The organism is Spiribacter halobius (assembly GCF_020883455.1).
In the GTDB taxonomy this organism is placed as follows: Bacteria; Pseudomonadota; Gammaproteobacteria; order Nitrococcales; family Nitrococcaceae; genus Sediminicurvatus; species Sediminicurvatus halobius.
In genome coordinates, this window is sequence record NZ_CP086615.1 from 3941213 (window position 1) to 3967309 (window position 26097).

Genomic DNA, 26097 nt, shown 5'->3' on the forward strand with positions numbered 1-26097 from the left:
GCGCCCGCAAGCCTCGGCCGGCGAAACGTCACGAAAATGCGACCGGCTGCCGCACCGTCTGAGAACCCTATCGCGGAAAGCGCACGGAGCGCCAACGCGCAGCCGGCAGCCGGCAGCCGGCCAGCAAGTCAGTGCCTGACCAACGTTCACGTCGGCCGTCCCTCCCCGAACCGCTGCAGACATCCAGGAGTGCCACCCGCATGACCTTCAGTCCAACACGCCGCCGCCTGGGCGCCCTGGGGCTTCTGCTCGCCGGTCTGCTCGGGCAATGCGCCGCGGCGGCCGATTTCGGGGACGACGCGGTGGCGCACTGGCGCGAGCCCTTCTGGCGCGGCGAGCCCGCCACCGTGATCGCACGGCTGGAGGCCGAGCTCGATCGCGAGTCGCCACACCCCCTCGCCGCGCAGGCATGGACGGCGATGCATCGGCGTACCGATACCCTGGCGTCGGCGCTACGGCGCCTGCCGCCCGCACGGGTGCAGGCCCTCGGTGCCTATCCCGAAATGCGTCGCCTCGAGGACGCCGGCCGTGCGGATCTCGTCATCGAGCGCTACGCCGACGTCGAGCGCCGCGACCCGAGCTCGCTGTGGACGGCCGATCTGGTGGCACGCAGCGCCGAGGACCTCGGTCAGCTCACGCTGGCCCAGTCGATCCGGATTGCCGCGATCGCCCGCTGGCCGCAACAGTTTCAGCTGGTATGGCCGCTGCTCGGGGATCGCTACCGCGGAGAGGCGGCGCGCGGCGCGCTGCAGGAGGCGCTGGCGAACGGGCCAATCCCGGCAGGGTCGCCAGCGGCAGAGGCCTTGTCTGCCTGGCTGGCGAATCCACGGCCCTCGGCATCGGACCGTGTCGCCCTCGCCCGCGCCTGGCTGCGCCGGGAACCGGACGACGTGCGCGCTCGCATGTACCTCGCCAACCGGCTCTACGAGCTCGGGCACATGGCCGAGAGTCGCCAGGAGGCCATGAAGGCCCTGCAGGCGTACCCCTTCTACACCAACTGGGATCGCCTGCTGGCCGCGGACACGCGGCTGGGCGAGCCGTTGCGGGGCGAGCTGCTTCTGGACCGGCTGATGCGCGGCTATCACCGTCTGGCCCCGGAGCGGGAGCGCGACGTCAACCATTATCTGGCGGCCGCCCGACGCTTCGAAGGTGACCTGGGCGAGGCCCGGGCGATCCTGGACCACGAGCTCGCCGAAGCTCCGGACACCCCCCGCGTCCACGCCGAGAGCGCCCGACTCGAGCGCGAGGCCGGGCGACTCGCCGAGGCCGTCGCCCACGCACGGCAGGCCGTAGCACTGAGCGATCGCGACCCGGGTCACTGGACGCTGCTGATCGATCTGCTGCGCCGCGACGGGCGGCATAGGGAGGCGGTCAACGCCTTCGAGCAGGCCCTGGAGGGGGTACCCGGGCTGCCGCCGCGAGCGTACTGGGCGGCGGCGGGGGCACTGCGTGCCCTGGAGCGCAACGAGCGCATGCTGGCGGTCACCGCGGCCGCGGTGGATCGGTTCCCGGAGTCCGCGTGGATGTGGCGGGAGCGCGCGCTGGCCCTGCACACCGTTGGGCAGACCGGACGTGCACTGGACACGCTGCGCCGGGCGATCACACTGGCGCCCTCCAGTACCTGGGCCATACGGCAGGCAGCCCGGTGGTCCGCCGAGCGGCCCCGCGAGCCGGGAGAGCCGGATCTGCTGACCGCGTTGGCGACGCGCTATCCCTGGCAGGCCGAGCTCTGGGAGCAGCTGGCGGAGCGGGCCGGCGAGCAGGGTGCCAGGCTCGCCGTCTGGCGGCGTGCCGCCACCGCCAATCCGCACCACGCCTGGCCGGTGGGCCGGCTGGCACAGGCGCTCGCCGCAGCCGGGAACTGGGAGGAGGCGCTGGCCACGGTGCGTACCTATCGCGACGGAGTCGTTAGCAGCGGGGGCGAGTCACGGCAGGTCCGCCTGTTGCTGCCACGCCTGCTCGATGCCAACCCTGCGCGGCAGATGCCCGCAGAAGCGGTGGTGCAGGAGGCACTCGCCGACCTGCGGCGCTACCGCGAACTTGGCGGCAGCACGGTCACCTATCATGAGCTGGCCGTGCCGCTGTATCAGGCCCTTGGCGACGCCCCGGCGGCCGCCGAGAGCGCACTCGCGGCCGCACGCGTGGACCCCGGACCCGGCCGGCTGCACGAGCTGATCGCCGAGCACGGCGCCGAGCTCGGCGCACGGGCCTGGCGCTTCGGGCGACGCACCCTCGAGCGCCGGCCGATGGACCCCGAGGTGATCGTGGAGCTGGTCCACAAGCACGTGCTCTGGGGCGGCAGTCCGGTGGTGGCACTGACGCTGATCGAACAAGCCCGCGGCCGCGGCGTCGCGGACCATGAGCGCCTCGCGGGGCTGGAGGGCCGGGCCTACGGTCAACTCGGCGATGCCGTGCGCGAGTACGAGGCCAACTATGTGCGCAGCAATGCCATCGGCCCGAGTCAGCGCTATGTCGACTGGTACGAGGATGCGCGGGCGGCGGCCATGGGGGACGAGCGCATGCGGGTGCGGCTGGTCAGCGACGCCGAGCAGCCCAGCGTGGATCTGATTGACCCTGACGGCAGCGTTACCCGCCGCAGCGATCACCCGGTCACCGGCCGCACGACGCTGCTTCGGCGCAACGGCGCCTGGCTGCGGGCCGACTTCGAGCCCGAGCGGCTCCAGCTCGCCCGCGTGGAGGATTCCGCCGGCCGCTGGCTCGCCCTCGACTACACAGAGGGGCGCGTCACCCGCCTGCGCTCGGATCGAGACCCCACCGTCACCATCGGCTACGCGGCCGGAGGCCGACCCGCGCGGGTCGAGGTGGCAGGCGTGGGCCGCCTGCGGATCGAGTATGCCGATGACGGCGGGATCGCCGCCCTGGAGGCCAGCGACCAGGAGGGCGATGCTGCCGGGACGGAGCTGACGCTGCGGATCACCCAGGCATTCCAGACCCTGCAGGGGCGCATCGCCGCACTCAAGCGCGCGCTCGAGGCCAGCGAGCCGCGGGCACTCGATGACTCGGATCCGGAACACGAGCGGCTGTTCGCCGCCCTGCAGCGCGCCCCCCGCGGATCCGAGGCAGAAAGCCGGGCGGCGCTCGCGCTGGCGGGGCATGAGGCCGCCCACCGGGGGCTCGACCCCGGGTACGGCGCCGCTGCCGAGCAACGTCTGCGTCGACTGGTGCAGACGGGTATCGGCGACGCCCATGCGATGCCGGATCCGCTCGTGCACGAGGCGATCAACGCCTGGCAGGCGCTCCTGCGGGACCTGCGGCCCTACGGCGTGACCGACGACGAGGACGCGCTGTGGCGCGAGGCACAGCGCTGGCGCGCGCTGCGCGGCGAAGACACCCCGGCCGCCGGCGACTCCGGCCGCCTGCCGGCCCGGCTGGAGCGGCCCTGGCTGGATACCCACGCGCTTGGCAACCCCGCCCACTGGCGGCGTTTCGGGCGCGCCAGCGTGCTGCCACCGGCCATGCGCGAGGCCGACGCCCGGGCGATGCTGGTGCGCCGCAACGGCGACGTGGTCATCGGCACTCGCGCGGGCCTGACGGTGCAGCGGCGCGGGTATTGGGAGTGGTTCGGATTCAACCCCGCCGAGGCGCGCATGTCGAGCATGCTGGAGCGATCCGACCTTGACGCGCGCTCCAGTGTCCTGGCGCTGGCCGAGGACCGGGCGGGCACCCTCTGGATCGGCACCGAGGACGGTCTGCTCGCCGTGGAAGGCGACTACGACTCGGGTGCGCGGGTCTGGCGTACCCGCTCCGATGGCCTGCCCTCGGGCCGGGTGACCGCCCTGGCCGCGCTGGATGGTGCGCTGTGGATCGGGACCTCCGCCGGTCTGCGGCGCTGGGACGGCACGGCCATGTCCACGCCACCGGCAACCGTGGCGGACGCGGATATCCGCTTCCTCGATGCGCCACCGCCGGGCGAGACCACGGCGGACACCCTGCTGGTGGGGACGGCGGAGGGGCTGGCCGCCCGTCATGGCGGGCACTGGCGGACACTCCTGGAGCGCCCCGTCGATGCGGCACTGCTGGACCTGGAGGCGGAGCTGATCCATGTCCTCGAGGGCGACCGCCTGCGGGCGCTGGATTTCGGCGGCACGGGTCGACTGACCGCCCTGCCGGGAGCGGAGGCGGTCCGCTTCCAGCGCCGGATACACGGTCTGGCCCGGCTCGAGGTCGCACCGCTGGGAACGCTGCCCGTGGTGCTCACGGACACCGGCCTGGCCTTCGTCCATCGTTTGCAGGTCAACTTCATGTCGCTGCCGCTCGCTCACGAGCGCGATGGACGCACCGTGGGCCCGCGGCTCGCGGCGTCCGGCGACGGCGCCAGCTGGCTGCTCACCACCGAAGGGGTTTACGGCTTCGAGCCCGAGCGCAGCCGCATTGCCACCCGGGGGCGTGTGCACGATCTGCTGACGCTGGACGCGCCCGGCCTCACCCTGGTCGCCGAAGGCGATCGCCTCGGGTACGTCGACCACCAGCAGCCCGGCGCGGGCGTGCAGACCTTCGACACGGTACGCAGCACACGGCTGGCTGCCACGGCTGACGGCGGCGTGATCACCAACGACGGCCTTGCCGTGCTGCACTATCCGCCGGGTGAGAATCGCCCGCGGCAGCTATTCCGTGCCGAGCAGACGGTCCCCGAGGACTGGATGCGCGGCCCATTGCGGGACCTCATGGTGAGCAACGACGGCGCCATCTGGGCGGCCGCCGGCCCGACCGTGTTCCGCTACCACGACGGCGAGCTCGAGCGTTTCAGCTGGTTCCAGGACGCGGAGCGCTTTCCTGCCCGCAGCCATATGATCTCGCGGCTCATCGAAAGCGTGGACGGCGAGATCCTGGCCGTGGCCTCCAACGAGCGCCACCTCAGCCATCGCGGCGTGGCACTGAGTGGCGGGCTCCTGCGCCTGCGCGGCGATCGCTTCGAGCGTGCGGGGTGGGGCGATTACGGCGCGGACTGGTTCATCACCGGCTACACCGCCATCGATCCGGACACCGCCATCGTCGGCAGCCATCGCGGCTTCGGTCGGGAGCAGGCAGGGGATTACGCCGCGTTCGCGGATCTCGGGGATCCCGGTTACAGCGCGCTCGCGGCCGCGCATCCACAGGTCTGGCTCGGCGGCGACGGCGCCCGCGTCAGCGAGGATAGCTGGGTGTTCCCCTCGGCCGCTGGCGTCCTGCTCTGGCACGAGCAGCGCTGGCAGTATCCGGCAAGGCTCAATCGGCTGCTCCCCGATGACGTCGCCGTTGGCCAGTACGGCGGGCGGACCGTGCATGCCGTGGAGAGCGACGCGAGCGGTCGCATCTATGCGGGCACGGATCGCGGCCTGCTGGTCTATGACGCCGGGGGCGAGGCTGCCTCGCTGCTGGTGGACAACGGTTTCGCCGACATCGCCTTCACCGGCGAGAACCTGCGCACCCTGCGTCGGGAGCGCGAGATTCTGTTACCCGAGACGCCGCGCGCAGGCATGGATGGCCGACTGCTGGCCGGGATCCAGGCGGCGGAGGGCGAGATCTCGGAGCTCGAGGCCCAGCTCGGGGACACGCAGCGACCCGCTACTGCCGCCTCCCGAGCGGCAGACACTGAGGGCGGTGCCCAATCACTGCGTGCCCGCCTGGAGGAGCGCCGGCGGGCCCGGGATCGCCTGCTCGCCCGGCTCGAACGGGAGGACCGGGGCCTGCATCAGATGCTCACCCTCGACCCGCGCGCGCTGTCGGCGCTCCATCGCCAGCTGCAGCCCGGCCACACCGTGGTGCAGTACATCCCGGACCGAAGACGTCTGCACATCCAGGTGGTGACTCGGGAAGGTACCCGTCTCACCCAGGTGGAGGTGGGTCGCGAGGCGATTCGCGAGCGCGTCACCCGGGTGACCAGCGCGATGGCGGCGCGGGTGGGTCGGCTCGGTGCACTGCCATCCGAAGCCCGCGGCCTGTCGGCTCCCGATCTCGCGGCGGTGGATGACGCGCTGGTGGATGCAGACCTTGAATGGCTGTACGACCATCTGCTGCGCCCCGTGCGCTTCGCGCTCGAGGACGCCGATCGGGTGCTGATCGTGCCTTCCCGGAGCCTCTACTACCTGCCGTTTGCTGCCCTGCGCGAGCGTAGCGGGGAGGCCGTGCGTTTCGTCGCCGAACGCCATGCCATCGGCATGCTGCCAAGCCTGTTCCACCTGAGCCTGGTCCTTCAGCACAGCCCGAGCCTCCTCACCGAGGCGTTCGTGGTCGGTGACCCCGATGGCACTCTGCCGGGCGCCCGCTCGGAGGCGCAGCGCGTGCACGCACTGCTTGGCGGCAGCGGAACGCTGCTCACCGGATCGGAGGCGACCTACCAGCAGCTGAGTACCCGCGCCCCGGAGGGCCGCTATGTGCATCTTGCCACCCATGGCGTGCTGGACCACCAGGACCCGGCAAACAGCCATCTGGTGCTGGCCGGCGGTCGGCGGCTCGACGTCCTCGACATTCAGGCGCTCGAGCTGGCCGAGACCGATCTAGTGGTACTCTCCGCCTGCGAGACCGGCATCGGCACGGATGGTCTGGAGGTGGCCACCCTGGCCCGGGCCTTCGCCCACGCTGGGGTGCCATCGGTCGTGGCGAGCCTGTGGCGGGTCGACGATCGTGCAACGACCGCGCTCATGACGCGTTTCTATGAACGCCTGCGGCAGGGGGGCGATATCTACGCAGCCCTCGCCGGCGCCCAGCGAGACATGCTCGCGGACGGCGAGTTCGCGGATCCGGCAGCCTGGTCCGGCTTCATGGTGCTGGGTAAACCGTGATCGGCGGACGTCTGCAGGGGGTGCACCACAGTGCGGTGAGGCCGGTGGCGGTCCCGGCCACGTGGTCTCGAACGTCCGCGGCAACTCGCGGCGACGCAGAGCTGTCGAGAGTGCATCGGCATGCCCGTCATCGACCGCAGGAGCACACATTTGCCGCTTCCTCGCATCAGCCTCGCTCTTGCCCTCACATTTGCCGTGGTCCCGGGACTGCAGTCGCCGCCGGTGTGGTCGCAGTCCCGCGACGCGCTGCGCCTGGGCGAGCCGGAGCTCGCCATGGCGCGGGCGGAGCGGCGGGTGGAGTACCGGGACACCACACTGCTCATGGAGGCTGTGGCCGTAGACGGCAGCCTCGAGTGCCGGCGCTCGCGCGGCGCGCATGACCGTATCGATCGCTGCCAGGTGAGCCTGACCATGGTGGTCTCCGCGGAGAGCCGGCCGCGGGGCCGGGCGACGGTCGAGTGTGCGGTGACCCTGGAGGCGCAGGCGGGAGGCGATGAGGGCGCGACGGAACGCCCCACCGCCGCGCGCGAGCGCTCCGTCAGCCTCAGCCAGGGGCAGGGCCGGACACTGCTCACCATCAGCCTGCGCGCGGCGACGCCCGCAGGCTGGGATCGGGTCGATCTCCGCAGCATCGCCTGCCGCATGCCGCGGGTGACGCTGTTCTGACGAAGGCTGCACGCCGGCAAACCGCCGGCCGGCTCATCAGCCGCCGCGTGCCCAGAGCTCCGGACGGTCGAGTACGCCTGCGCACCCGGACTCTCCCCCACACCTTGTCCTGCCCGCCATCTCCACGCCCTCGCTTCGCGAGTCGGTGAGATATGCGGGCTGGCACCGCTCAGCGGCCGCGGGCGGCGTCCGTCCCCCTCACAGCGCCCCCGCCAGCCCGTTGATGAGCAGGCGCAGGGAGAGCAGCGTCAGCAGGATTCGCAGGATCTGGCGGAACAGCTGATCATTCAGGCGCTGCACGGTGGCGCGCCCGAGCAGGGTGCCGATGAAGCCGACGCCGATCATCACCGCCAGGAAGACGACATAGTCCCCGAACGCGAAGCCGAGGGCGCCGAAGGCGGCGATCTTCAGCGAGTGCTGCAGCATCATGCACGCCGAGAAGGTCGCGACATGCCGCAGCCGGTGGAGGTGCAGTGTCCGGAAGTACGCCGCCACCAGCGGCCCCGTCGCCCCCACCAGCAGGGTCAGGGCATTGGTCACCGCTCCCACCGCGACGGTGATGCCGCGATTGCCCCGCGGCGGCAGCGGCATCCGGCCCCACAACGAATACAGGATGAAGGCGCCGAGAAGCGCCTCCACCCAGCCCTCGGGCAACTCCACCAGCAGCTGCGAGCCGGCCACCACGCCAATCACCGCGCCGACGGCAAAGGCACCGAACAGCGGCCACTGCACGTGCGGCAGCATCACGCCCATGCGCCCGGCGTTGGAGCCGAGCTGGATCACGCCATGCAGCGGAATCGCCGCGGTAATCGGCAGCCACAGGGTCATGCCCACCAGCAGCAGGGCGCCGCCGCCGGCGCCGAAGGCCGCGGAGACGAACGAGCCGAGCAGGCTCAGCAAAAGGAGTCCGGCCGTGGCCCCGGCTGTGAGGCCGGGGTGAAGGGTGGTGAGGAAGGTGTCCAGCATGGGCGCCGATGCTGCCACAGTCGCGCCGGCCCGGTGCCGGGACGGTCAGGCGCTCGCGCTGGGGCAACTGAAAGGTCTACAGTTGACAGTTATCCGGGGAGCGTATCACCGGGAGACGTGCCGGGCGAGACGCCACCCGGCCGCAGCCCCGGCCCTCTCCGGCAATCGACCTTATGCAAGGGAGCACAGACTATGGAACCGGGTACGCGCACGGCACTGATCACCGGCTCCGGCCGCAAGAGCGGCCGCGCCACGGCGCTCACGCTGGCCGCCAGCGGCTTCAACATCGTGGTCAATGGCTCGAGCAAGACCGCGGAGTGCGAGGCAGTGGCCGAGGAGATCCGCGCCGGCGGCGGACGGGCTGCGGTGGCCATGGGCAACGTCGGCGAGCGCGACGCGGCCATGGCCGTCGCCGAGGCGGGTCTGCGCGAGTTCGGCACCATCGACGTGCTCGTCAACAACGCCGCCGTGCGCCCCAGCGCCGGCTTCCTCGAGGTCAGCGAGGCGGAGTGGGAGCGGGTATTCAACATCGACTTCAAGGCAGCGTTCTGGCTGTCCCGGGCCTGCCTCCCCGGCATGATCGAGCGCGGCTGGGGGCGGATCATCAACTTCACCGGCATGAACGCCCAGGAGGGCTATCCCGGCAAGCCCCACGTCACGGTGGCCAAGCATGCCGCCCTCGGTCTCACCAAGTCCCTGGCGAAGGAATTCGGGCCGAAGGGCGTGACCGTGAATATCCTTTCCCCGGGCACCATCGTCGACGAGGGAACGGACATCGCCGCAGACGAGAAGCTGCGCCAGCTGCTGGCGACCAACCCCGCGGGGCGCCTCGGTACCCCCGCCGACATCGCCGCCACCATCGACTTCCTGGTCTCGGACCGGGCCGGCTTCATCAACGGGCAGCTGCTGCAGATCAACGGCGGCGTGGTCACCTGACCCGCGGGGCCACGGCCTGACGCGCTGGCTTGCTCCGCCTTCCCGAGGGTGGTTGTCATAGCAACTACTCTCGCGATAGGCTCCCCCAAGGCTCCCGTAAGAACCGGTGGCCATAACACCGGCGCCCGCCAGAAGGAGCCCGGACGGAGCGAGAGATCCGCATGAATATCAGCTCGATCAACCTGCGCTGGCTGCGCCTCCCCCTGGAGGTCCCGTACCGCCTTTCCTACCGCACGTTCGAGGAGTTCGAGCCCTTCTACGTCGAGATCCGCACGGGCGACGGCGCCGTCGGCTTCGGCGATGGCCATGTCTCGCCCGGCTCCAGCGCGGAGACCCGTGACGGCGCCTGGGCCTTCAGCCAGGCGCTTGCGGAGGCCCTGGTGGGGCTGCCGGTCACCGCAGCGGAACGCGTTGTCGCGAGCCGTCAGGAGGAGAGCAAGGTCGCGGCCAGCGCCTTCGCGACAGCCCTCGAAGTGCTCAGTGGCACGCCGCTGATCGACGTGCGCGAGCGCGCGCAGCTGCCGCTGCTGGTCCCGGTGAACGCAACGGATATCGACGCCATCCCCGCCGAGGTGGAGCAGCTTCTGGCGCGGGGCTTCCGTACCTTCAAGGTGAAGGTAGGCAAGGATGTGGACGCGGATCTGGCCCGGGTGGCCGCGATCCAGACCGCGGTGCCCGGGCGCGCCACTCTGCGTCTCGATGCCAACCGTGCCTTCGACAGGGAGCAGGGCTGCCGCTTCGCCGCTGCCCTCGACCCCGCCGGCATCGAGCTCTTCGAGCAGCCTTGCGCCGCCGAGGACTGGGACGCCAACGGCGCCGTGGCCCGCGTGTCCACCGTCCCGCTGATGCTCGACGAGCCGATCTGCACCCTCGATGACATCCGCCGGGCCGGAGACATGCCGGGCGTTCGCCTGTGCAAGCTCAAGCTCAAGCGATTCGGCAGCATGGCCGCGCTGCACCGCAGCCTCGAGGCGGTGCGCGCGCACGGCATGGAGCCGGTGCTCGGCGACGGCCTCGGCAGCGACATCACCAGCTGGATGGAGGCCTGCGTCGCCCGGGACACCATCCGCAATGCCGGCGAGTTCAACGGCTTCCTCAAGCCCACCGGCGGCCTGCTGTCGCCACCGCTCACCTTCGCGGACGGCGCCGTGATCCTGCCGGCGGGCTATCGGCCGGCGATCGATGCCGACGCCCTGGAGACGAGCACCACCCAGAGCCTGCTATTCGGCAGGCCATAGAGCGAACGGAAGAGGACCATGGCACACGACGAGCTGATGAAGGAGCTGGACCGCCGGCGGGAGAACGCCCGCGCGATGGGCGGCGAGGCGAAGCTGGCCCGGCGCCGGGAGCGGGGCAGCCTGAACGCCGAGGAGCGCCTGGCGGCGCTGGTGGACTCGGGCAGCTTCATCGAGGTGGGTCTGCTCGGCACCGCCGCCGGCGGCGGCCTGGATCCGGCGAAGACGCCCCGGGATGGCAAGCTCACGGGGTACGGGCGCATCGACGGGCGCGATGTCGCCGTCTGCGTCAACGATTTCACGGTCAAGGGGGCCTCCACCGGCGCCACCAACTCCAAGAAGCTCGGCCATATGCGCAAGGTCGCGATGGAGCGCGGCATTCCGTTCGTGCATGTGGGCGAGTCCACCGGGGCCCGCCTGCCCGATGCCATGGGCTCGAAGGGCATGGGCGCGATGCTCGGCAACGACGTCACGCAGTTCCGGCGCATCCGCACCAACCCGTGGGCCGCCGCGGCGCTGGACACCTCCTTCGGCTCCTCAGCCTGGCTCGCCTGCTGCTCGGACTTCGCCGTGATGAAGAAGGGCTCGGTGATGTCCGTTTCCAGTCCGGGCCTGGTCTCCATGGCCATTGGCGAGAAGGTCGACCCCGAGGATCTCGGCGGCTGGCGCATCCATGCGGACATGACCGGGCTGATCGACCGCTTCGTGAACACCGACGAGGAGGCGATGCAGGAGATCCGCCGCTTCCTCGGCTACATGCCGAACAACAGCTCGGAGCTGCCGCCGGAGGCGGACGTGCCCGCCGGCTCGGGGGATCGCCAGAACGAGATCCTGGACATCCTCCCCGAGAAGCGCACCCAGGTGTATGACATGAAGAAGATCCTGGAGGTGATCTTCGACACGGGGAGCCTGTTCGAATTCAAGCCGCGCTTCGGCAAGCCCGCCATCGCGGCCCTGGCCCGCCTCGGCGGCAGACCGGTGGGCATCATCGCCAACAACCCCATGGTGGGCGGCGGCGCCATGTCGGTGGAGGCGATCCGCAAGCTCATCGACATGACCGTGCTCTGCGACTCCTTCAACATCCCCATGGTCCGCTTCATGGACACCCCCGGCTTCGTGGTCGGGACCGGCGCGGAGAAGAAGGGCGCCCCGGGGCACATCATGAATCTGATGAACGCCACCTGCCTGACCACCGTGCCCCAGATCACGGTGCTGGTGCGCAAGGCCTACGGCCGCGCCTACGTCGCCCTCGGCGGCGGCGAGCACAACGACGAGATGGTGGCCTGGCCCACCGCCGAGATCAGCTTCATGGACCCGGTGTTCGCCACCCGCATCGTCCACGGCCTCGCCCCGGGGGACGATGGCTTCGACGACGCCCTGGCCGAGATCCAGAAGGACATCGAGGTCTGGGACATGGCGTCGATCTTCTCCGCCCACGACGTCATCAAGCCCCAGGAGACGCGGGACTACCTGATCCGCATGTTCGACGTCCACCGGCGGCGGCGCAGCGGCGGCCTCGGCCAGCATCTGATGCAGACCTGGCCCACCAGCAGCTGAGGACCGCGAGCCATGACCGAGACCCTGGACCCGATCGCAGCGGCACGCCGTGCCGGCCGCAGTGCCCTGAGCGAGGCCGCGGGCAAGCGGCTGCTCGACCGCTTCGGCGTGCAGACGCCGTGGTCGGTGGTGGTGGATGGCCCGGACGAAGTGGCGAACGCCCTCGTCGGCCGTGAAGGCCCCTTCGTGGTGAAGGTGGTTTCGCCGGACATCCTGCACAAGAGCGACGTCGGGGGCGTCGCGCTCGATCTCGCGGACGCCGACGCCGTCGCAGGCGCGATGCGCGCCATGGCCGGGCAACTCGGGATTCGCTCGGCACGGGTCGAGGGCTACCTGGTGGAGGAGATGCTGCCCGCCGGTCAGGAGCTGGTGGTCGGCGCCGTGCGCGATCCGTACTTCGGCCCCCTGCTCATGGTCGGGCTCGGTGGCGTGTTCGTCGAGGTGATGCAGGATGTCGCCTTCCGCATCTGCCCCGTCACCCGCGACGACGCCTTTGCGATGCTCGACGAGCTGCGCGGCGCTGCCGTGCTCGACGGCGCGCGTGGCGGCCCGCCGGCGAGCCGGGAGGCGATCGTCGACGTGCTGCTGCGTCTCGGCGGGCCCGAAGGGCTCCTGATGCAGAGCGGCGACGAGCTGCAGGAGGTGGACGTCAACCCGCTGATCGTCTCCCGCACCGGCGCCGTGGCCGCGGACGCGCGCTTCATCCTGCGCGCCGACGCGCCCCCTGCCGGGCAGCCGGCCAGCATGCCCGGGCCGGAGGACGCCGCGACCGTGCTCGAGCGCTTCACACCCCTGTTCGAGCCCAAGGCCATCGGCGTCCTCGGCGCGTCCACCTCCAGCGCGACCATGGCCAACACGTTCATCCGCCGCATGCGCGACTTCGGCTACGCCGGCGGGCTCTACCCGATCCACCCGAAGGCCGGGGAGATCGAGGGCCTGAAGGCCTATCCGAGCCTCGCCGAGGCACCCGAGCCCATCGACTACGCCTACATCGCCCTCGGCGCCAGCCGCGTGCCCGAGGTGCTCGCCGGCGCCGCCGGGCGGGTCAGATTCGCCCAGGTCCTCTCCAGCGGCTTCGCCGAAGTGCCGGAAGGCGAGGCGCTGGAGCAGGAGCTGGTGGCGGCCGCCCGCGCGGGCGGCGTGCGGGTCATCGGGCCGAACTGCCTCGGCCTGTACTCGCCCCGCGGGCGCGTCACCTTTCCGGTGAACCCGCCGGAGACGGTGGGCAGCGTCGGCGTCATCTCCCAGAGTGGCGGCCTTGGCACGGACATCATCAAGCGCGGCCAGTGGCGGGGGCTGACCTTCAGCGGGGTGGTCACCGTCGGCAACAGCGCCGACATCGGCCCGGTGGACCTGCTGGAGTACTACTTCGCCGATCCCCAGACCCGGGTCATCGGCCTCTACCTCGAGGGCATCCGCGACGGCCAGCGGCTGTTCCGGCTGCTGCGCTCGCAGCGCGCGGGCAAGCCGGTGGTCATCCTCAAGGGCGGGCGTTCGGCTCAGGGCAATGCCGCCGCGGCCTCGCACACCGGTGCGCTCGCCGGCGATCAGCGCGCCTGGGAGGCGCTCTGCCGGCAGACGCCGTGCACCATGGTCAGCTCGCTGGAGACCTTCATCGACGCGCTGCTGGCGTTCCAGAACCTGACCCTGCGGCCGCAGCGCCCGACCCGGAACGTGGTCCTGTTCGGCAACGGCGGCGGTACCGGGGTGCTCGCCACCGACTACTTCGCCGAGCGCGGCCTCGACATCCGGCCCTTCGAGGCCGCGACCCGCGAGAGCCTGGAGGCGCTGGCACTCCCGCCGGGGACCAGCGTGGCCAACCCCATCGACACGCCGGTGGCCACCCTGCAGCAGCAGGATGGCTGGGTCGCCGGCGAGATCCTGGACCGGGTGTACGCCACCAGCCAGCCCGACGCCATCGTCATGCATCTCAACCTGGCGGCCTTCGTCGGCCGCGGCGACAGCGATCCCGTGGACAATCTGATCCAGGTGGCGGAACACTCCCAGACCCGACACCCGGGCCGCGCCCATTTCCTGCTCGTCCTGCGTTCCGACGGTTCGCCGCAACTGGACGACATCAAGCGCAAGTACCGCGAGCGGGCGCTGGCCGTGGGCATTCCGGTGTATGACGAGGTGACGAACGCCGCCGATGCGCTGGCCCAGGTCCAGCAGATGGAGGAACGCCTCGCGGCCGGCGCCAGCCCCGACCACTGAGCGCCACCGCCCCGGGGGGCCGGAGGCGTTCAGCCGAGATTCACCTGCCGGTGGAAGCGCTCCAGCTGCTCGGGGGTGAAGCAGGCCTCGCGCAGCCGCTGCAGGTGGGGGCCGAAGGCGGCGTCGATCTCCTCGCCGAAGCGGGCCATGATCTCCGCGAGGTAGTAGTCGTGGCGGATGAGAGACTCCGCCGTAATCACGATGGGGCGATTGCGGGTATAGGACGCGAATACCTTGCCGGCGACATTGGCCGTGAGCAGCTGCTCATGGTCGACGGTGATGGTGAACAGGTTGTCCGCCGTGCCGATGGTGCGCCCGTTGCTCTCGTGCAGGAACACGCGCACGTTGTCGCCGAAGCGGAACTCCTCAGCCGCGTCGCCGAACAGGATCACCAGGATCTCCACGCCGCGGGCAGCCATCTCCCGCAGAGCGGTTTCGTGGTGCCGCAGGGAGGCGGCCTGGGCCTTGATCCAGATGCTGCTCTCGGCGCCGCGGATCATCTGCGTGACCCGTTCCTCGACCGCGGCCTCGCCGGAGATGGTCCACACGTAGTGGGTATCCTCCGGGCCACCGACGCCGCGCAGGTCTTCGGCGAGGCGGTCGCAGAGCCGCTGGGTGGAGCTCGCGATACCCTCCAGCAGGACTTCCGGCGGCACCGGCACGAAGCGCACCGGGTCCTCGCTCACCGGCTGCACCGCCTCCTTGCGGGTGAGGCTCTGCAGGGCATGATAGGCATTGGCCCGTGGCACGCCGGAGGCCTTGCTCAGCTCGTAGGCGGTGACGGGGTTGGTGCGCAGCAGCTGGATGTAGATCTTGGCTTCGTAGTCGGTGAAGCCGAGCCGCTGCAGCTCCCGGGAGAGATCCCCGGGTACGCTTTCCTTGAATCGCAGTTTGCTGGCCAAGACTCCCTCCGGCGGTGTCAGCGGCGCGCGAGCCTCCGCTTAGGGTACTGCATCTCCCCTGCCCGCTTAAGGAAGCATCGATTTTCCGCGCGCGTGTGACATGAGGCCGTGGTCCCCGACGCCTGGTGCAGCGCGATGACGGTCGCCAGCCGCAGGGCCGTGCCTGGCATGTCACGGCCGGTCACTCCCCCCTGCGCTCAATGGCCTCCGCAAGCGCGACGATGCGATGCGCATCCTCGACATGCAGGTTCTCGATGAGTTTGCCATCCAGCAGCACCACCCCCTCGCCGCGGCGCGCCGCCGCCTCGTGGGCCTCGATGACGCGCCGGGACCAGGCCACCGTGTCGGCGTCCGGGGCGAACACCTCGTTGGCTGTGGCGATGGTCTTCGGGTGGATCAGGGTCTTGCCGTCGAAGCCGAGGGCGAGGCCGTCCTCGCAGGCGCGGCGGAAGCCGGCCTCGTCGTTCAGGTCCAGGTGCACGCCGTCGACGATGGCGAGCCCGGCGGCGCGGGCCGCGAGTAGGCACCGGGAGAGGCTGTGCAGCAGGGGCAGGCGCATCTGGGTGTGGGCGCAGTGCAGATCCTTGGCAAGGTCGGAGGTGCCCATCACCAGCACCGCCAGCCGGGGATGGGCGTCGGCGATCTCCTCGGCGTGGAGCACGCCCCGCGGGGTCTCGATCATGCACCAGATCGCCAGATCCTCGGGGGCACCGGCGGCGCGCAGGACGGCATCGGCCCGGCGCACGGCGTCGGCGCTCTCGACCTTGGGTAGCACTGCGGCATCGGCGCCGGAGCCGGCGACGGCGGCCAGGTCGGCATGGCCCCAGGGCGTGTCCAGGCCGTTGACCCGGATCGCGACCTCGCGGTGGCCATAGCCGCCGGCGGCGACCGCCGCCAGGACCTGATCCCGCGCGTCGGTCTTCGCCTCGGGGGAAACGGCGTCCTCGAGGTCGAGGATCAGGGCGTCGGCGGCCAGGGTGCGGCCCTTGTCCAGGGCGCGGGCGTTGGAGCCCGGCATGTAGAGGACGCTGCGGCGGGGTCTGGCGGTGGTCGACATCATGTTAACTCCAGGTGACGTCCGCCTGCATGGCGAGTCCGCCTTCCGCGGTGCGCGCCCAGAGCGCCGACTCGCCCTCGGCCTCGCCCGGCCGGCCTTCGGCGTGAAAGGGCGCGCCGCAGTACAGGGGGCTCATGGCCCGGAACGAGAAGCTCTCCAGTTGCCGCTCCGGGTGCTCGCGCCGCCAGGCGTCGAGCAGGAAGGTGGCAATGAGCTGGCCGTGGACGATCAGCCCCGGATAGCCCTCGACCTCGGTCGTGTAGGGCTGATCGTAGTGGATGCGGTGGGCGTTGAACGTGACCGCCGAGTAGCGGAAGAGCAGCGGCTCGTCGGGATGGATCTCGCGGCTCCAGGCGGCATCGGCGGGCGCAGGCCTCGGCTGCGGCGGCGGCGCATCGGCCGGCGGGTTCTCCCGGTAGACCAGGTCCTGTTCCTCGACCAGCGCCGGGCCGGCGGCGCCGGCATAGCTGTACTCGACGGTCACGAACGCCAGCAGACCGCTGCGGCCCTCCTTGGTGGTCACGCTCTTGACGGTGGCGGTGCGGGTCACGTCCTCGCCCAGGGTGAGCGGCGCCAGGTAGCGGATGCGGCTGCCGGCCCACATGCGCCGGGGCAGCGGTATCGGCGGCAGGAAGTCGCCGCGCTCGGGGTGCCCGTCCGCGCCGATCCGGCTCTGGCGGACCCGGGGCACGAAATAGGTCCAGTGAGCGGTGGGCGGGATCGGGTCGCCGGTGGCAGGCCAGTCCTCGGGCGGCCTGTCCAGGGCGGCGAGCAGGGCGGTCACCGGCCAGCGCTCCAGCTGCTCCGTGGCGGACTCGGTCCTGCCGATCCACTGCTCGAGGTGCGCCGTATCCAGGGCCATGATCACTCTCCCGTGGGCTTGCCACTGCTGCGGTATGGCGCCGGCCGGGCGGCGCCGGGGACGCGGCAGAGGCTAGTCGAGGGCGTTAGTGGTTGCAAGTGAGACTACCAATGCCTAGTATCCATCCGAACCGGCGCGAAGGCCGCGTCACCGCCCAGCCGCGAATCGGTGAGATAGGCGGGCTAGAGCAGGGCACCGTTGGGGGAGGACCGAGCATGGCGACCGTGGAAGTGAAGACCGAGATCACCGGCAACGTCTGGAAGGTTCAGACCACCGCCGGCAGCGAGGTGGCGGAGGGGGACGTCCTCGTCATCCTCGAGTCCATGAAGATGGAGATCCCGGTGATGGCGCCGGAGGACGGCGTCGTGAAGAGCGTGCACGTTGAGGAAGGCGGCGTGGTGACCGAGGGCGAGACGGTGGTGGTGCTCGAGGCCTGAGCACCTGCCGAGGAGGCAAGCCATGCAGAAGGTCCTGATCGCCAATCGCGGGGAGATCGCCTGCCGCATCATTCGCAGCTGCCACCGCCTGGGCCTTGCCACGGTGGCCGTGTTCTCGGAGGCGGACGCCGACGCCTTGCACGTCGCCCTGGCCGACGAGGCCATTCCGATCGGCCCCGCCCAGGCCCGCGAAAGCTACCTGGATACGCGCCGTGTGCTCGAGGCCGCCACGAGCTCCGCGGCCGATGCCGTGCATCCCGGTTACGGCTTCCTTGCGGAGAACACGGCCTTTGCGCGCGCGGTGATGGACGCCGGGCTGGTCTGGATCGGCCCTCATCCGGACAGCATCGACGCCATGGGCGACAAGGACCGGGCCCGGACGCTGGCGACGGCCGCCGGCGTTCCGGTGCTCCCGGGCAGCGCGCGCTTCGCCCCGGATGCCGCCGACGCAGACATCGCCCGGGCCGCGGAGGCGGTGGGCTATCCGCTACTGGTCAAGGCATCGGCGGGTGGCGGCGGCATCGGCATGAAGCGCGTGGACGATCCGGCGCAGCTCGTGCCGATCGCGCGCGCCACGCAGTCGATGGCCGAGAAGGCCTTCGGCGATGGCGCGGTATTCCTCGAGCGCTACGTCGCCAACGCCCGGCACGTCGAGGTCCAGGTGTTCGGCTTCGGCGACGGTCATGCCGTACATCTCGGGGAGCGTGACTGCTCGCTGCAGCGGCGCTACCAGAAAGTTGTCGAGGAGAGCCCCGCCCCCGGACTGCCGCCGGCGGTGCGCGAGCGGATGTGCAACGTGGCCGCGGACCTGTGCCGGCAGCAGAGCTATGTCGGAGCCGGAACGGTGGAGTTCGTGGTGGATGCCGACAGCTTCGAGTTCTTTTTCCTGGAGATGAACACGCGCATCCAGGTGGAGCACCCGGTCACCGAGATGTGCACCGGCACCGATCTGGTCGCCATGCAGATCGACCTTGCGCGCCGCCGGCTCGAGCCGCTGCCGCAGGATGCCGTGCGCCATGCCGGCCATGCCATCGAGTGCCGGCTGTATGCCGAGAATCCGGACAAGCGCTTCATGCCCTCCCCCGGTCGGCTGGAGCGGTTCGTGATGCCCACGGAGAGCGACGGCGTGCGCGTCGACTGCGGCGTGCGCGAGGGCGACGAGATCACCTTCTACTACGATCCCATGATCGCCAAGCTGATCTGCCATGCGGACTCACGCGAGGCGGCCGTCGAGCGCATGCTGGAAGCCCTGGGCGAGGTAACGATCCAGGGGGTACGCAGCAACGTCGAGTTCCTGATGAAGAGCCTGGGTCACCCGGACTTCCGGGCGGGGCGCGTCAGCACCGGCTTCGTGGAGACGCATCTTGCGGAGCTGACCAACGCCTGAAGCCACGCGGTCGCGGCACGGGTGCGGCGGCGGTGGCCGCCGGCCCAGCCGCCGGCCACCAACCCCTGGAGCGATCCCATGACCACCCCCGCAACCCTCGCCGAAAAGCTCATCAGCCGTCACCTCGAATCCGGGGCGGACATGACGCCCGGCGAGGAGATCCACCTCGCCGTGGATCAGGTGCTGCTGCAGGACGCGACGGGCACGCTCACCATGCTGGCCCTGGAGGCCATGGGGCTCGACCGTATCCGGGTGGATACCGCGTGCCAGTACGTGGACCATAACCTCCTGCAGGCGGACTACCGGAACCGGGACGATCACGTCTTCCTGCAGACGGCGGCGGCGCGCTTCGGCATGCATTTCGCGACGCCGGGGACGGGCGTTTCCCACCCCGTGCACATGGAGCGGCTCGGGGTGCCGGGGGCGGTCCTTGCGGGCTCGGATTCCCATACCTGCGCGGCGGGATCGCTTGGGATGCTCGGCTTCGGCGCCGGCTCGGTGGAGATCGCCAGCGTCCTCGCGGGCGAGCCCCTCAGCATCCGCATGCCCGAGATCATGGGCATCCGCCTCACCGGCCGTCTGCCGGCCTGGGTGAGCGCCAAGGACGTGATCCTGGAGCTGCTGCGGCGGCACAGCGTCAAGGGCGGCGTCGGCCGGATCCTGGAGTACTACGGGCCCGGGGTGGAGACCCTCACGGCCATGGACCGGCATGTCATCGCCAACATGGGCGCGGAGCTCGGGGCGACCACCAGCATCTTTCCGAGCGACGAACAGACCCGACGGTTCCTCGAAGATCATGGCCGCGGCGACGCCTGGGTGCCGCTCAGCGCGGATGCCGAAGCCCGCTACACCCACCATGACGAGATCGACCTCGGCGCGCTGGAACCTCTCATCGCCACGCCCTCCAGCCCGGACAACGTGGTACCCGTACGCGAGGTGGCCGGCACGCCGGTGCATCAGTCCTATATCGGCTCCTCCGCCAACCCCGGCTACCGGGACCTGGCCATCGCCGCGCTCATGGTCCGCGACCGCCAGGTCCATCCGCAGGTGTCCTTCGATCTCAACCCGGCCTCCCGCCAGGTGCTGACGGATCTGGCCAACGAGGGCCTGCTCACCGAGCTGCTGAAGTGCGGCGGGCGGCTGCACCAGACCGGCTGCAATGGCTGCATGGGCATGGGCCAGGTGCCGGCCACCGACCAGAACAGCCTGCGCACGACCCCGCGCAACTTCCCCGGGCGATCCGGTATTGCCGACGATCACGTCTATCTCTGCAGCCCGGAGACCGCGACCGCGGCGGCGCTCACCGGCGAGATCACCGACCCGCGGGCGCTCGCGGAGCGCCTCGGGCTTGAGTGGCCGGGCGCCGAGCTGCGGCCCCGCGAGCCAGCCGCCGAGGCATCGGCGCTGCTGCCGGTGCTGCCGCCGCAGCAGGCGCGCCGGGTGGAAATCCGCAAGGGGCCGAACATCGCCGATCTGCCAGCCATAGAGCCGCTGACGGACACCCTATCGCCGGAAACGCTGCTCCGGCTCGGCGACAACGTCTCCACCGACACCATCTCCCCGGCGGGCGCCGAGGCCATGCCCTACCGCTCCAACGTCCAGGCCATCAGCCAGTTCTGCTTCCGGGACGTCGATCCGGAGTACCCGAATCGGGGGTGGGCGACGCGGGACGGCGCCGGCCATGCCCTCGTCGCCGGGTACAACTACGGCCAGGGGTCGAGCCGCGAGCACGCGGTGCTCGCCCCGCGCTACCTGGGCCTGCGCCTGGTGCTCGCACGGAGCTTCGCCCGCATCCACCAGCAGAATCTCGTCAACGCCGGCGTGCTGGCGCTGACCTTTGCCGATCCGGCGGACTATGAGCGTCTGGAGGCGGGAGACGTACTGACCGTGCATGACGTCCACGGTCAGGTGGATGCCGGCGCGGAGGTCATGGTGGAGGTCCCGGCGAAAGGCCTGAGCATCGCGGCCCGCCACGGCATGTCGGCGCGTCAGCGCGAGATCTTCCACGCCGGTGGCCTGATCAACTGGCTGCAGGCGCGGGTGGCGACAGCCTAGGCGAACCGGAGCGGCGGGCTACGCCGGCGCGGCGGGACCAGCCGGAAATGCGCCCGCTCGCCCGGCGAGAGGGCGGCCACGAGGCCGTGCTCCCAGGCAAGATAGCGCTTCGCCGCCTCCAGGTTGCCGTGATGGCGGTCGTGGACGAAAAACAGGAAGTCCAGGCACTCACCGTCAGAGGGCGTGCCGGGGCTCGCGGTCACCGGCTGGCCGGCGTTCTGCCAGGCCTCGACGCCCCCCGCAAGCACCGCGACATCGCTGAAGCCCAGCGCGGACAGGTCCTTGGCCAGCAGGTCGGCCGGGCCTTCGCCCCGCCCCATCAGGCGCACGGGGCGGGTACGGTCGCGGTCCGCCGCCAGCGCCGGCAACCGCGGGCGGATCACCCACTCAGCCTGGGGAGCGTGGGCCTTGCGGTAGTCCATGCCCGGCTGGCAGTCCAGCAGCCATGGGGGCTCGGCCGCCGCAAGCTCCGCAACGAGAGCCGGAACGTCGAGGCGGCGTGCGGGTGAGGGCGCCACCGGCGCCGGTGTCGAGCCGGACTCGGTGGCCCACCAGGCGGCCTCGCCGCCGGCAAGCACGGCGACCTCGAAATCCATCTGCGCGAGCCAGAAAGCGCACGCCGCGGCCCGCACCTCGGTATCGTCCACCAGCACCAGGCGTGCCCGGCGCACGCCGACCCACTGGTCCGTCGCCTGAATGAGCTGGCCACCCGGCGCCGAGACCGCGCCCTCGAGATGGCCGCGCTGGTACTCCCGCGGGTCGCGGACGTCGAGGAGATAGGTGGTGCGCCCGCTGTCATCCAGCCAGTCCCTGACCTGGGCGGCCGACAGGCGCCGGACTCCGGCGCGCTCGGCCATGGCCTGGGCCTGCCGCCGCCGGGTCTCGAGGTCGGGCGGGGGCGCATCCGTCGCTACCCGACGCTCGGCGCCATGGTCCAGCTCCATGCCGGCGAGGCGCCAGCCCATCGTGCCATTGCGCAGAGCGTACACGGGATTGTTCACCCCGAGCTGGCGAAGCATCTCGCAGCCGATGAGGCTGCGCGTGCGCCCGGCGCAGTTGACCACCACCGGCGTCTCGTCGTCGGGCACCAGCTCCCCTATCCGGTAGGGCAGCTCGGCATTGGGGCAGGACATCGCGCCAGGAATGCTCCAGGCGTGGTACTCCTCCCAGGGCCGGCCGTCCAGCACCAGCACCCGCTCGCCCCGCCGCTGTCGCTCGGCGAGGGCCTCCGGCGTGAGGCTTGGCGTGCCGTAGGCGGCCTCCACCAGCTCGCCCAGGGTCTTGCTCGGCACGTTGACGCCGGCAAAGATGCCATAGCCGGCTGCCCGCCAGCCCTCGAGGCCGCCATCAAGCCGCGCCACGTCGGTATAACCCAGGGCCTCGGCCGCCTCCGCGGCCGCCCCGGCCACCGCGCCATCGGCCTGATCGTAGATCACCAGGCGAACGCGGCGGTTGGGCACCCGCCGCGGCAGATCCAGCTCGAAGCGCGACCACGGCACCGAGACGCAGAAGAACAGATGCCCCTCGCCGTACTCACCGTGCTCCCGGGCATCGACGACGGCGATCTCGCCGCCGTCGCCCAGCATCCGCTCGAGGGTCTCGGGGGAGACATGGCGGCCCGTCATCGCGTCAGCTCCCGCTGTCGGTCTGCTGGGTGGCCCGCTTAGCGCGGAAGCTGAAGCGCCGCCGCAGCCAAGGACCGAGAATCGGGCTGGAGAGGCTCAGCGCCGTCAGCACGAAGAACAGATTGGCGATCCAGCTGTGGAAGAACAGCGTCCAGTCGCTGTCGAAGATGATCATCGCCTGGGACCAGTTCTTCTCCAGCAGGTTACCCAGCACCAGCCCCATCACGAAGGGCGCGGGCCCGAAGCCGTGGCGCAGGCCCACGAAGCCCACCAGGCCGGCGATGAGCATGACCCAGACGTCGAACATCTGCTGGTTGTAGGCGTAGGCGCCGACCACCGCGAAGATGAACACCGAAGGCCAGAGGAAGGTCCGCGGGATCAGCGTGACCATGGAGAACACCCGCGCCCCCGCCAGGCCGACGAACAGGAACGCGAAGTTCGCGATCAGCATGGCGGCGAAGATCGCGTAGAGGATCTCCGGGGTTTCGCGCATCAGGAACGGACCCGGGCGGAAACCGTGCATGATCAGCGCCGCCAGGATGACGGCGGTGGTGCCGCTGCCGGGGATGCCCAGGGCCAGGGTGGGCACCATGGCGCCACTGGTGCCGGCGTTGTTGGCCGCCTCGGGGCCGGCGATGCCCTCGATGGAGCCCTTGCCGAACTCCTCCGGATGCTTCGACCAGCGCTTGGCCTCGTTGTAGCCCATGATCGCCGCCACCGTGGTGCCCTCGGCGGGCAGGATGCCGACGATGGTGCCGATGCCCGAGGAGCGCAGGATGGTGGCCCAGGTGCGGCGCAGGTCGTCCCGGCCGGGCAGCTTGATGGCGAGGTTCTTCACCCGTTCCATGATCTGCTCGGGCGCCTGGGACTGCTTGAGCATCTCGGAGATGGCGAACACGCCGATCAGCACCGGCACGAAGTCGATGCCGTCGTACAGCCAGGTGGTGCCGAAGGTGAAGCGCTCGACGCCGGTGACCAGGTGGATGCCCACCACGCTCACCAGCACGCCCAGCATCCCGGAGATGAGGTTGCGGGGCGCCGATTTGCCGCTGATCGCCGCCAGCATGGACAGGCCGAACAGGGTGAGCGCGAAATACTCCTGCGGGCGGAAGCTGAGCGCCACCGCCGCCAGCGCCGGCGCCGCGAAGATGAAGATCACGAGGCTGATAAGCCCGCCGCTGACGCTGGCGATGGCCGCCATGCCAAGGGCGCGGCCGGCCTCGCCCCGTTGCGCCATCGGATAGCCGTCGAGCGCCGTGGCCACCGCAGGCGGCGCCCCCGGCGCGTTGATCAGGATGGCGGTGATGGAGCCGCCGAAGGTGCCGGCGCAGTAGAGCGCCGCCATCATGGAGATGGCCACCACCGGCTCCATGCCGAGGGTGAACGGCAGCAGCAGCGCCACGGCCATGGTCGAGCTGAGCCCCGGCAGCGCGCCAATCGTCACACCGATGAGCACCGAGAGCATGATCAGCAGCAGGCTCGTCGGCGTCAGGATCAGCGTTACGCCGGTGACGATCGAATCGATATCCACAGGTATTCCCCTCCTGCGACGCGTCGCCGCCCGGCGACCGCCTGAGCATTCTTGGTGGTCGTGCCTACCAGAAGATGTGGCCGACGATGCCGGGCAGGAACGTTACCCGCAGCACCTCGGAGAAGAACCACATCACCCCCGTAGGGAAGATCACGACATAGGGCACGAGGATCTTCCAGCGGCGTTCGCCCCAGAGCAGCGGCAATAGCGCAGCAATCATCAGCAGCCCGACAAACGTGCCGAGCCAGGGCATCACGCCGACGAACACCAGCAGCGCGGCACCGGTCAGGAAGACGATCGGCGGGATGGGCTCGCGGCGATCGCTGTCGAGATCGATCCCGGCCCGCCACTTCTGCCCGAACTCGAAGGGCAGGATCAGCGCGATGATCATGATGACGATCAGGACCAGACGCGGGAACGTCGTTGGCTGCACGTTCTGCGCCAGCGACGAGGGCACCGAATCGAAGGCGAAGGTGCGCGCGAACAGGAGCCCGCAGATGATCAGCACGGCGGCGCTGACGTAGAGGTCGGGGCGGTGGAGACGGGAGAGTGCGGAGCCCGAGGGCTCCGCACTCCGGTCGCCACGCCCAGTGGGCTGGTCAGTCATGGCTACAGCTCCCCTTGGGTCGTGACGATGGCCGGCCTTAGCGGTCGGTCATGTCGAGCTTGCGCAGGGCCTCCAGGGAGACCTGGTACTCCTCCTTGATCTGCTTGTCCCAGACGTCGGCGCCGGCGACGTTAGTCTCCGGATCCAGACCGCTGGAGCGCAGATAGTCCTTGAAGCGCTCGCTGTCCATGCCGGCCAGGATCAGCTGCTCGATCCGCTCGACGATCTCGGGATCGGTCTCACCGTGGACGTAGTAGCCGCGCGTGGTGGTGACGCTGACCTCATGGCCATGCTCATAGGTCGAGGGGGTATCGGGCAGGTCCCCGACGCGATCGTGGTAGAGCACCGCGATCGGCTTGAGGTCGCCCTCCTCGATCTGGGCCAGGGCCTCACTGATGTTGGCCAGCGAGGCGTCCACCGCCCCCGAGCGCAGCGAGGTGATCATCTCGCCACCGCTGCCGAACGGCACTACGCGGGTCTTGGCGCCGGACTGCTCGGCCCAGCGGGAAATGCCGATGTGCTCGGTACCGCCGACCTGCGCCACGCCCCAGGTGAGGGCCTGGTCCTCGGACGCCTCGAGGAACTCCTCGTAGGTGTCATAGGGGCTGTCCGGATTGACCACGATCACCGAGGGGTCGTCCATGGCACGCGCCACGCCCTGGATCTGGTCCATCTCCTTGATCGGGGAGTTGCCCCGGGCAATGGTGTAGAGATGGGTCTGGGTGAGCGCCATGATGGTGTGGCCGTCCGGGCCGCGGCTCATCATGTACTCGTGCGCCGCCCGGGCGCCGCCGCCCTGCTTGTAGACGACGCGCATCTCCTCGTCGATGGTTTCGCGCGCGGCGTCAAGCCACATGCGGATCGTGGTGTCGGTACCACCGCCGGCGGAGGCATGGGAGACCACCTCGATGGTGTCGCAGGGCCACTCCTCGGCGGAGCAGTCCTGGGCACTGGCGGTGAGCGGGGCGGCGAGCATCGCCGCGGCGGCGACCGCCCCGAGGGCGGCCCGATGGGTCACGTTGGGCGAGTGAATCATGCTTCTCTCCTCTCCTACTTCGCGTGGCAAAGCCTTGGTTGTCGTCACGGGCCCGGAGCACGCTCCAGCCCGATCCAGCCTTGATGTTGTTGTTCGCGTTATTTGGAAAGTAGCAGCTACTGCAACCACTTTCGAGTCTGAAGCGCCCCGGGGGCTCCTTGAAGCTCACTGAGTAGCGCTATAACGGGCCATTCCAGTTAGACACGTCGGTCTGTCGATTGTCAACAGCGAACAATTACAGC

17 protein-coding genes are annotated in these 26097 nt (G+C 70.4%); 9 read left to right on the forward strand and 8 right to left on the reverse strand.

The genetic code is table 11. From position 1 onward, the window contains the following. Positions 1-200: 200 nt before the first annotated feature. Together LMH63_RS18310 and LMH63_RS18315 are read left to right on the forward strand one after the other, a co-directional pair. Positions 201-6782, forward strand: coding sequence for a CHAT domain-containing protein (locus LMH63_RS18310; protein ID WP_109675201.1), 6582 nt, complete (start codon positions 201-203; stop codon positions 6780-6782). Between the two features lie 150 nt (positions 6783-6932). Beyond that, positions 6933-7448 carry a hypothetical protein gene (locus tag LMH63_RS18315; RefSeq protein WP_109675203.1) on the forward strand — a complete coding sequence of 172 codons (516 nt, stop codon included), beginning with the start codon at positions 6933-6935 and terminating at the stop codon, positions 7446-7448. A gap of 198 nt (positions 7449-7646) precedes the next feature. Here the strand turns inward: LMH63_RS18315 and LMH63_RS18320 are convergent, their stop codons facing one another. Further along, entirely contained in the window at positions 7647-8414 is a 768-nt protein-coding gene (locus LMH63_RS18320; protein ID WP_109675204.1) for a sulfite exporter TauE/SafE family protein, read from the reverse strand. Positions 8415-8606: 192 nt separating this feature from the next. Between LMH63_RS18320 and LMH63_RS18325 the strand changes: the two genes are divergently transcribed. The 4 genes from LMH63_RS18325 (at position 8607) to LMH63_RS18340 (ending at position 14356) form a co-directional block, all read left to right on the forward strand. Beyond that, positions 8607-9350, forward strand: coding sequence for an SDR family NAD(P)-dependent oxidoreductase (locus LMH63_RS18325; protein ID WP_109675206.1), 744 nt, complete (start codon positions 8607-8609; stop codon positions 9348-9350). 161 nt (positions 9351-9511) lie between these two features. After that, the gene (locus tag LMH63_RS18330) at positions 9512-10588 is read left to right on the forward strand and encodes a mandelate racemase/muconate lactonizing enzyme family protein (protein ID WP_109675208.1); all 1077 of its coding nucleotides are present in this window, start codon (positions 9512-9514) and stop codon (positions 10586-10588) included. A gap of 18 nt (positions 10589-10606) precedes the next feature. Continuing rightward, positions 10607-12142 (forward strand): acyl-CoA carboxylase subunit beta, encoded by a 1536-nt coding sequence (locus LMH63_RS18335; RefSeq protein WP_109675211.1) that lies wholly within the window; start codon positions 10607-10609, stop codon positions 12140-12142. 12 nt (positions 12143-12154) lie between these two features. Continuing rightward, positions 12155-14356, forward strand: coding sequence for an acetate--CoA ligase family protein (locus tag LMH63_RS18340; RefSeq protein WP_109675213.1), 2202 nt, complete (start codon positions 12155-12157; stop codon positions 14354-14356). 29 nt (positions 14357-14385) lie between these two features. Here LMH63_RS18340 and LMH63_RS18345 read toward each other — a convergent pair whose 3' ends face one another. The 3 genes from LMH63_RS18345 to LMH63_RS18355 form a co-directional block, all read right to left on the reverse strand. Continuing rightward, positions 14386-15258 carry a TrmB family transcriptional regulator gene (locus tag LMH63_RS18345; protein WP_109675215.1) on the reverse strand — a complete coding sequence of 291 codons (873 nt, stop codon included), beginning with the start codon at positions 15256-15258 and terminating at the stop codon, positions 14386-14388. Between the two features lie 181 nt (positions 15259-15439). Further along, positions 15440-16318, reverse strand: coding sequence for an HpcH/HpaI aldolase/citrate lyase family protein (locus LMH63_RS18350; RefSeq protein WP_229332661.1), 879 nt, complete (start codon positions 16316-16318; stop codon positions 15440-15442). A 1-nt stretch (position 16319) separates the two neighbouring features. Beyond that, entirely contained in the window at positions 16320-17177 is an 858-nt protein-coding gene (locus LMH63_RS18355) for an HTD2 family dehydratase (RefSeq protein WP_109675217.1), read from the reverse strand. A 215-nt stretch (positions 17178-17392) separates the two neighbouring features. Here LMH63_RS18355 and LMH63_RS18360 point away from each other — a divergent pair, with 215 nt between their 5' ends. The 3 genes from LMH63_RS18360 (at position 17393) to LMH63_RS18370 (ending at position 21056) form a co-directional block, all read left to right on the forward strand. Beyond that, positions 17393-17614, forward strand: coding sequence for a biotin/lipoyl-binding carrier protein (locus LMH63_RS18360; RefSeq protein WP_109675219.1), 222 nt, complete (start codon positions 17393-17395; stop codon positions 17612-17614). 22 nt (positions 17615-17636) lie between these two features. After that, entirely contained in the window at positions 17637-19001 is a 1365-nt protein-coding gene (locus tag LMH63_RS18365) for an acetyl-CoA carboxylase biotin carboxylase subunit (protein WP_109675221.1), read from the forward strand. A gap of 78 nt (positions 19002-19079) precedes the next feature. Then, complete coding sequence (locus LMH63_RS18370; protein ID WP_109675223.1) at positions 19080-21056, forward strand: aconitate hydratase; 1977 nt, start codon at positions 19080-19082, stop codon at positions 21054-21056. Here the strand turns inward: LMH63_RS18370 and LMH63_RS18375 are convergent. The 4 genes from LMH63_RS18375 to LMH63_RS18390 all read right to left on the reverse strand — a co-directional run bounded on the left by LMH63_RS18375 (position 21053) and on the right by LMH63_RS18390 (position 25855). Further along, positions 21053-22681 carry a rhodanese-like domain-containing protein gene (locus LMH63_RS18375; RefSeq protein ID WP_109675225.1) on the reverse strand — a complete coding sequence of 543 codons (1629 nt, stop codon included), beginning with the start codon at positions 22679-22681 and terminating at the stop codon, positions 21053-21055. The genes LMH63_RS18370 and LMH63_RS18375 overlap by 4 nt on opposite strands. Positions 22682-22685: 4 nt before the next feature. After that, the gene (locus tag LMH63_RS18380; protein ID WP_199225554.1) at positions 22686-24212 is read right to left on the reverse strand and encodes a tripartite tricarboxylate transporter permease; all 1527 of its coding nucleotides are present in this window, start codon (positions 24210-24212) and stop codon (positions 22686-22688) included. Positions 24213-24276: 64 nt separating this feature from the next. Beyond that, positions 24277-24819, reverse strand: a complete 543-nt coding sequence (locus LMH63_RS18385; RefSeq protein ID WP_109675227.1) for a tripartite tricarboxylate transporter TctB family protein — start codon at positions 24817-24819, stop codon at positions 24277-24279. Between the two features lie 37 nt (positions 24820-24856). Continuing rightward, positions 24857-25855 carry a Bug family tripartite tricarboxylate transporter substrate binding protein gene (locus LMH63_RS18390; RefSeq protein WP_109675229.1) on the reverse strand — a complete coding sequence of 333 codons (999 nt, stop codon included), beginning with the start codon at positions 25853-25855 and terminating at the stop codon, positions 24857-24859. Between the last annotated feature and the right edge of the window lie 242 nt (positions 25856-26097).

Bases quoted from the DNA above. Each gene is read 5' to 3' on its own strand.
- LMH63_RS18310 (WP_109675201.1), top strand. From the start codon at position 201: ATGACCTTCAGTCCAACACGCCGCCGCCTGGGCGCCCTGGGGCTTCTG.
- LMH63_RS18320 (WP_109675204.1), bottom strand. From the start codon at position 8,414: ATGCTGGACACCTTCCTCACCACCCTTCACCCCGGCCTCACAGCCGGG.
- LMH63_RS18325 (WP_109675206.1), top strand. From the start codon at position 8,607: ATGGAACCGGGTACGCGCACGGCACTGATCACCGGCTCCGGCCGCAAG.
- LMH63_RS18330 (WP_109675208.1), top strand. From the start codon at position 9,512: ATGAATATCAGCTCGATCAACCTGCGCTGGCTGCGCCTCCCCCTGGAG.
- LMH63_RS18335 (WP_109675211.1), top strand. From the start codon at position 10,607: ATGGCACACGACGAGCTGATGAAGGAGCTGGACCGCCGGCGGGAGAAC.
- LMH63_RS18340 (WP_109675213.1), top strand. From the start codon at position 12,155: ATGACCGAGACCCTGGACCCGATCGCAGCGGCACGCCGTGCCGGCCGC.
- LMH63_RS18350 (WP_229332661.1), bottom strand. From the start codon at position 16,318: ATGATGTCGACCACCGCCAGACCCCGCCGCAGCGTCCTCTACATGCCG.
- LMH63_RS18355 (WP_109675217.1), bottom strand. From the start codon at position 17,177: ATGGCCCTGGATACGGCGCACCTCGAGCAGTGGATCGGCAGGACCGAG.
- LMH63_RS18360 (WP_109675219.1), top strand. From the start codon at position 17,393: ATGGCGACCGTGGAAGTGAAGACCGAGATCACCGGCAACGTCTGGAAG.
- LMH63_RS18365 (WP_109675221.1), top strand. From the start codon at position 17,637: ATGCAGAAGGTCCTGATCGCCAATCGCGGGGAGATCGCCTGCCGCATC.
- LMH63_RS18370 (WP_109675223.1), top strand. From the start codon at position 19,080: ATGACCACCCCCGCAACCCTCGCCGAAAAGCTCATCAGCCGTCACCTC.
- LMH63_RS18375 (WP_109675225.1), bottom strand. From the start codon at position 22,681: ATGACGGGCCGCCATGTCTCCCCCGAGACCCTCGAGCGGATGCTGGGC.
- LMH63_RS18385 (WP_109675227.1), bottom strand. From the start codon at position 24,819: ATGACTGACCAGCCCACTGGGCGTGGCGACCGGAGTGCGGAGCCCTCG.
- LMH63_RS18390 (WP_109675229.1), bottom strand. From the start codon at position 25,855: ATGATTCACTCGCCCAACGTGACCCATCGGGCCGCCCTCGGGGCGGTC.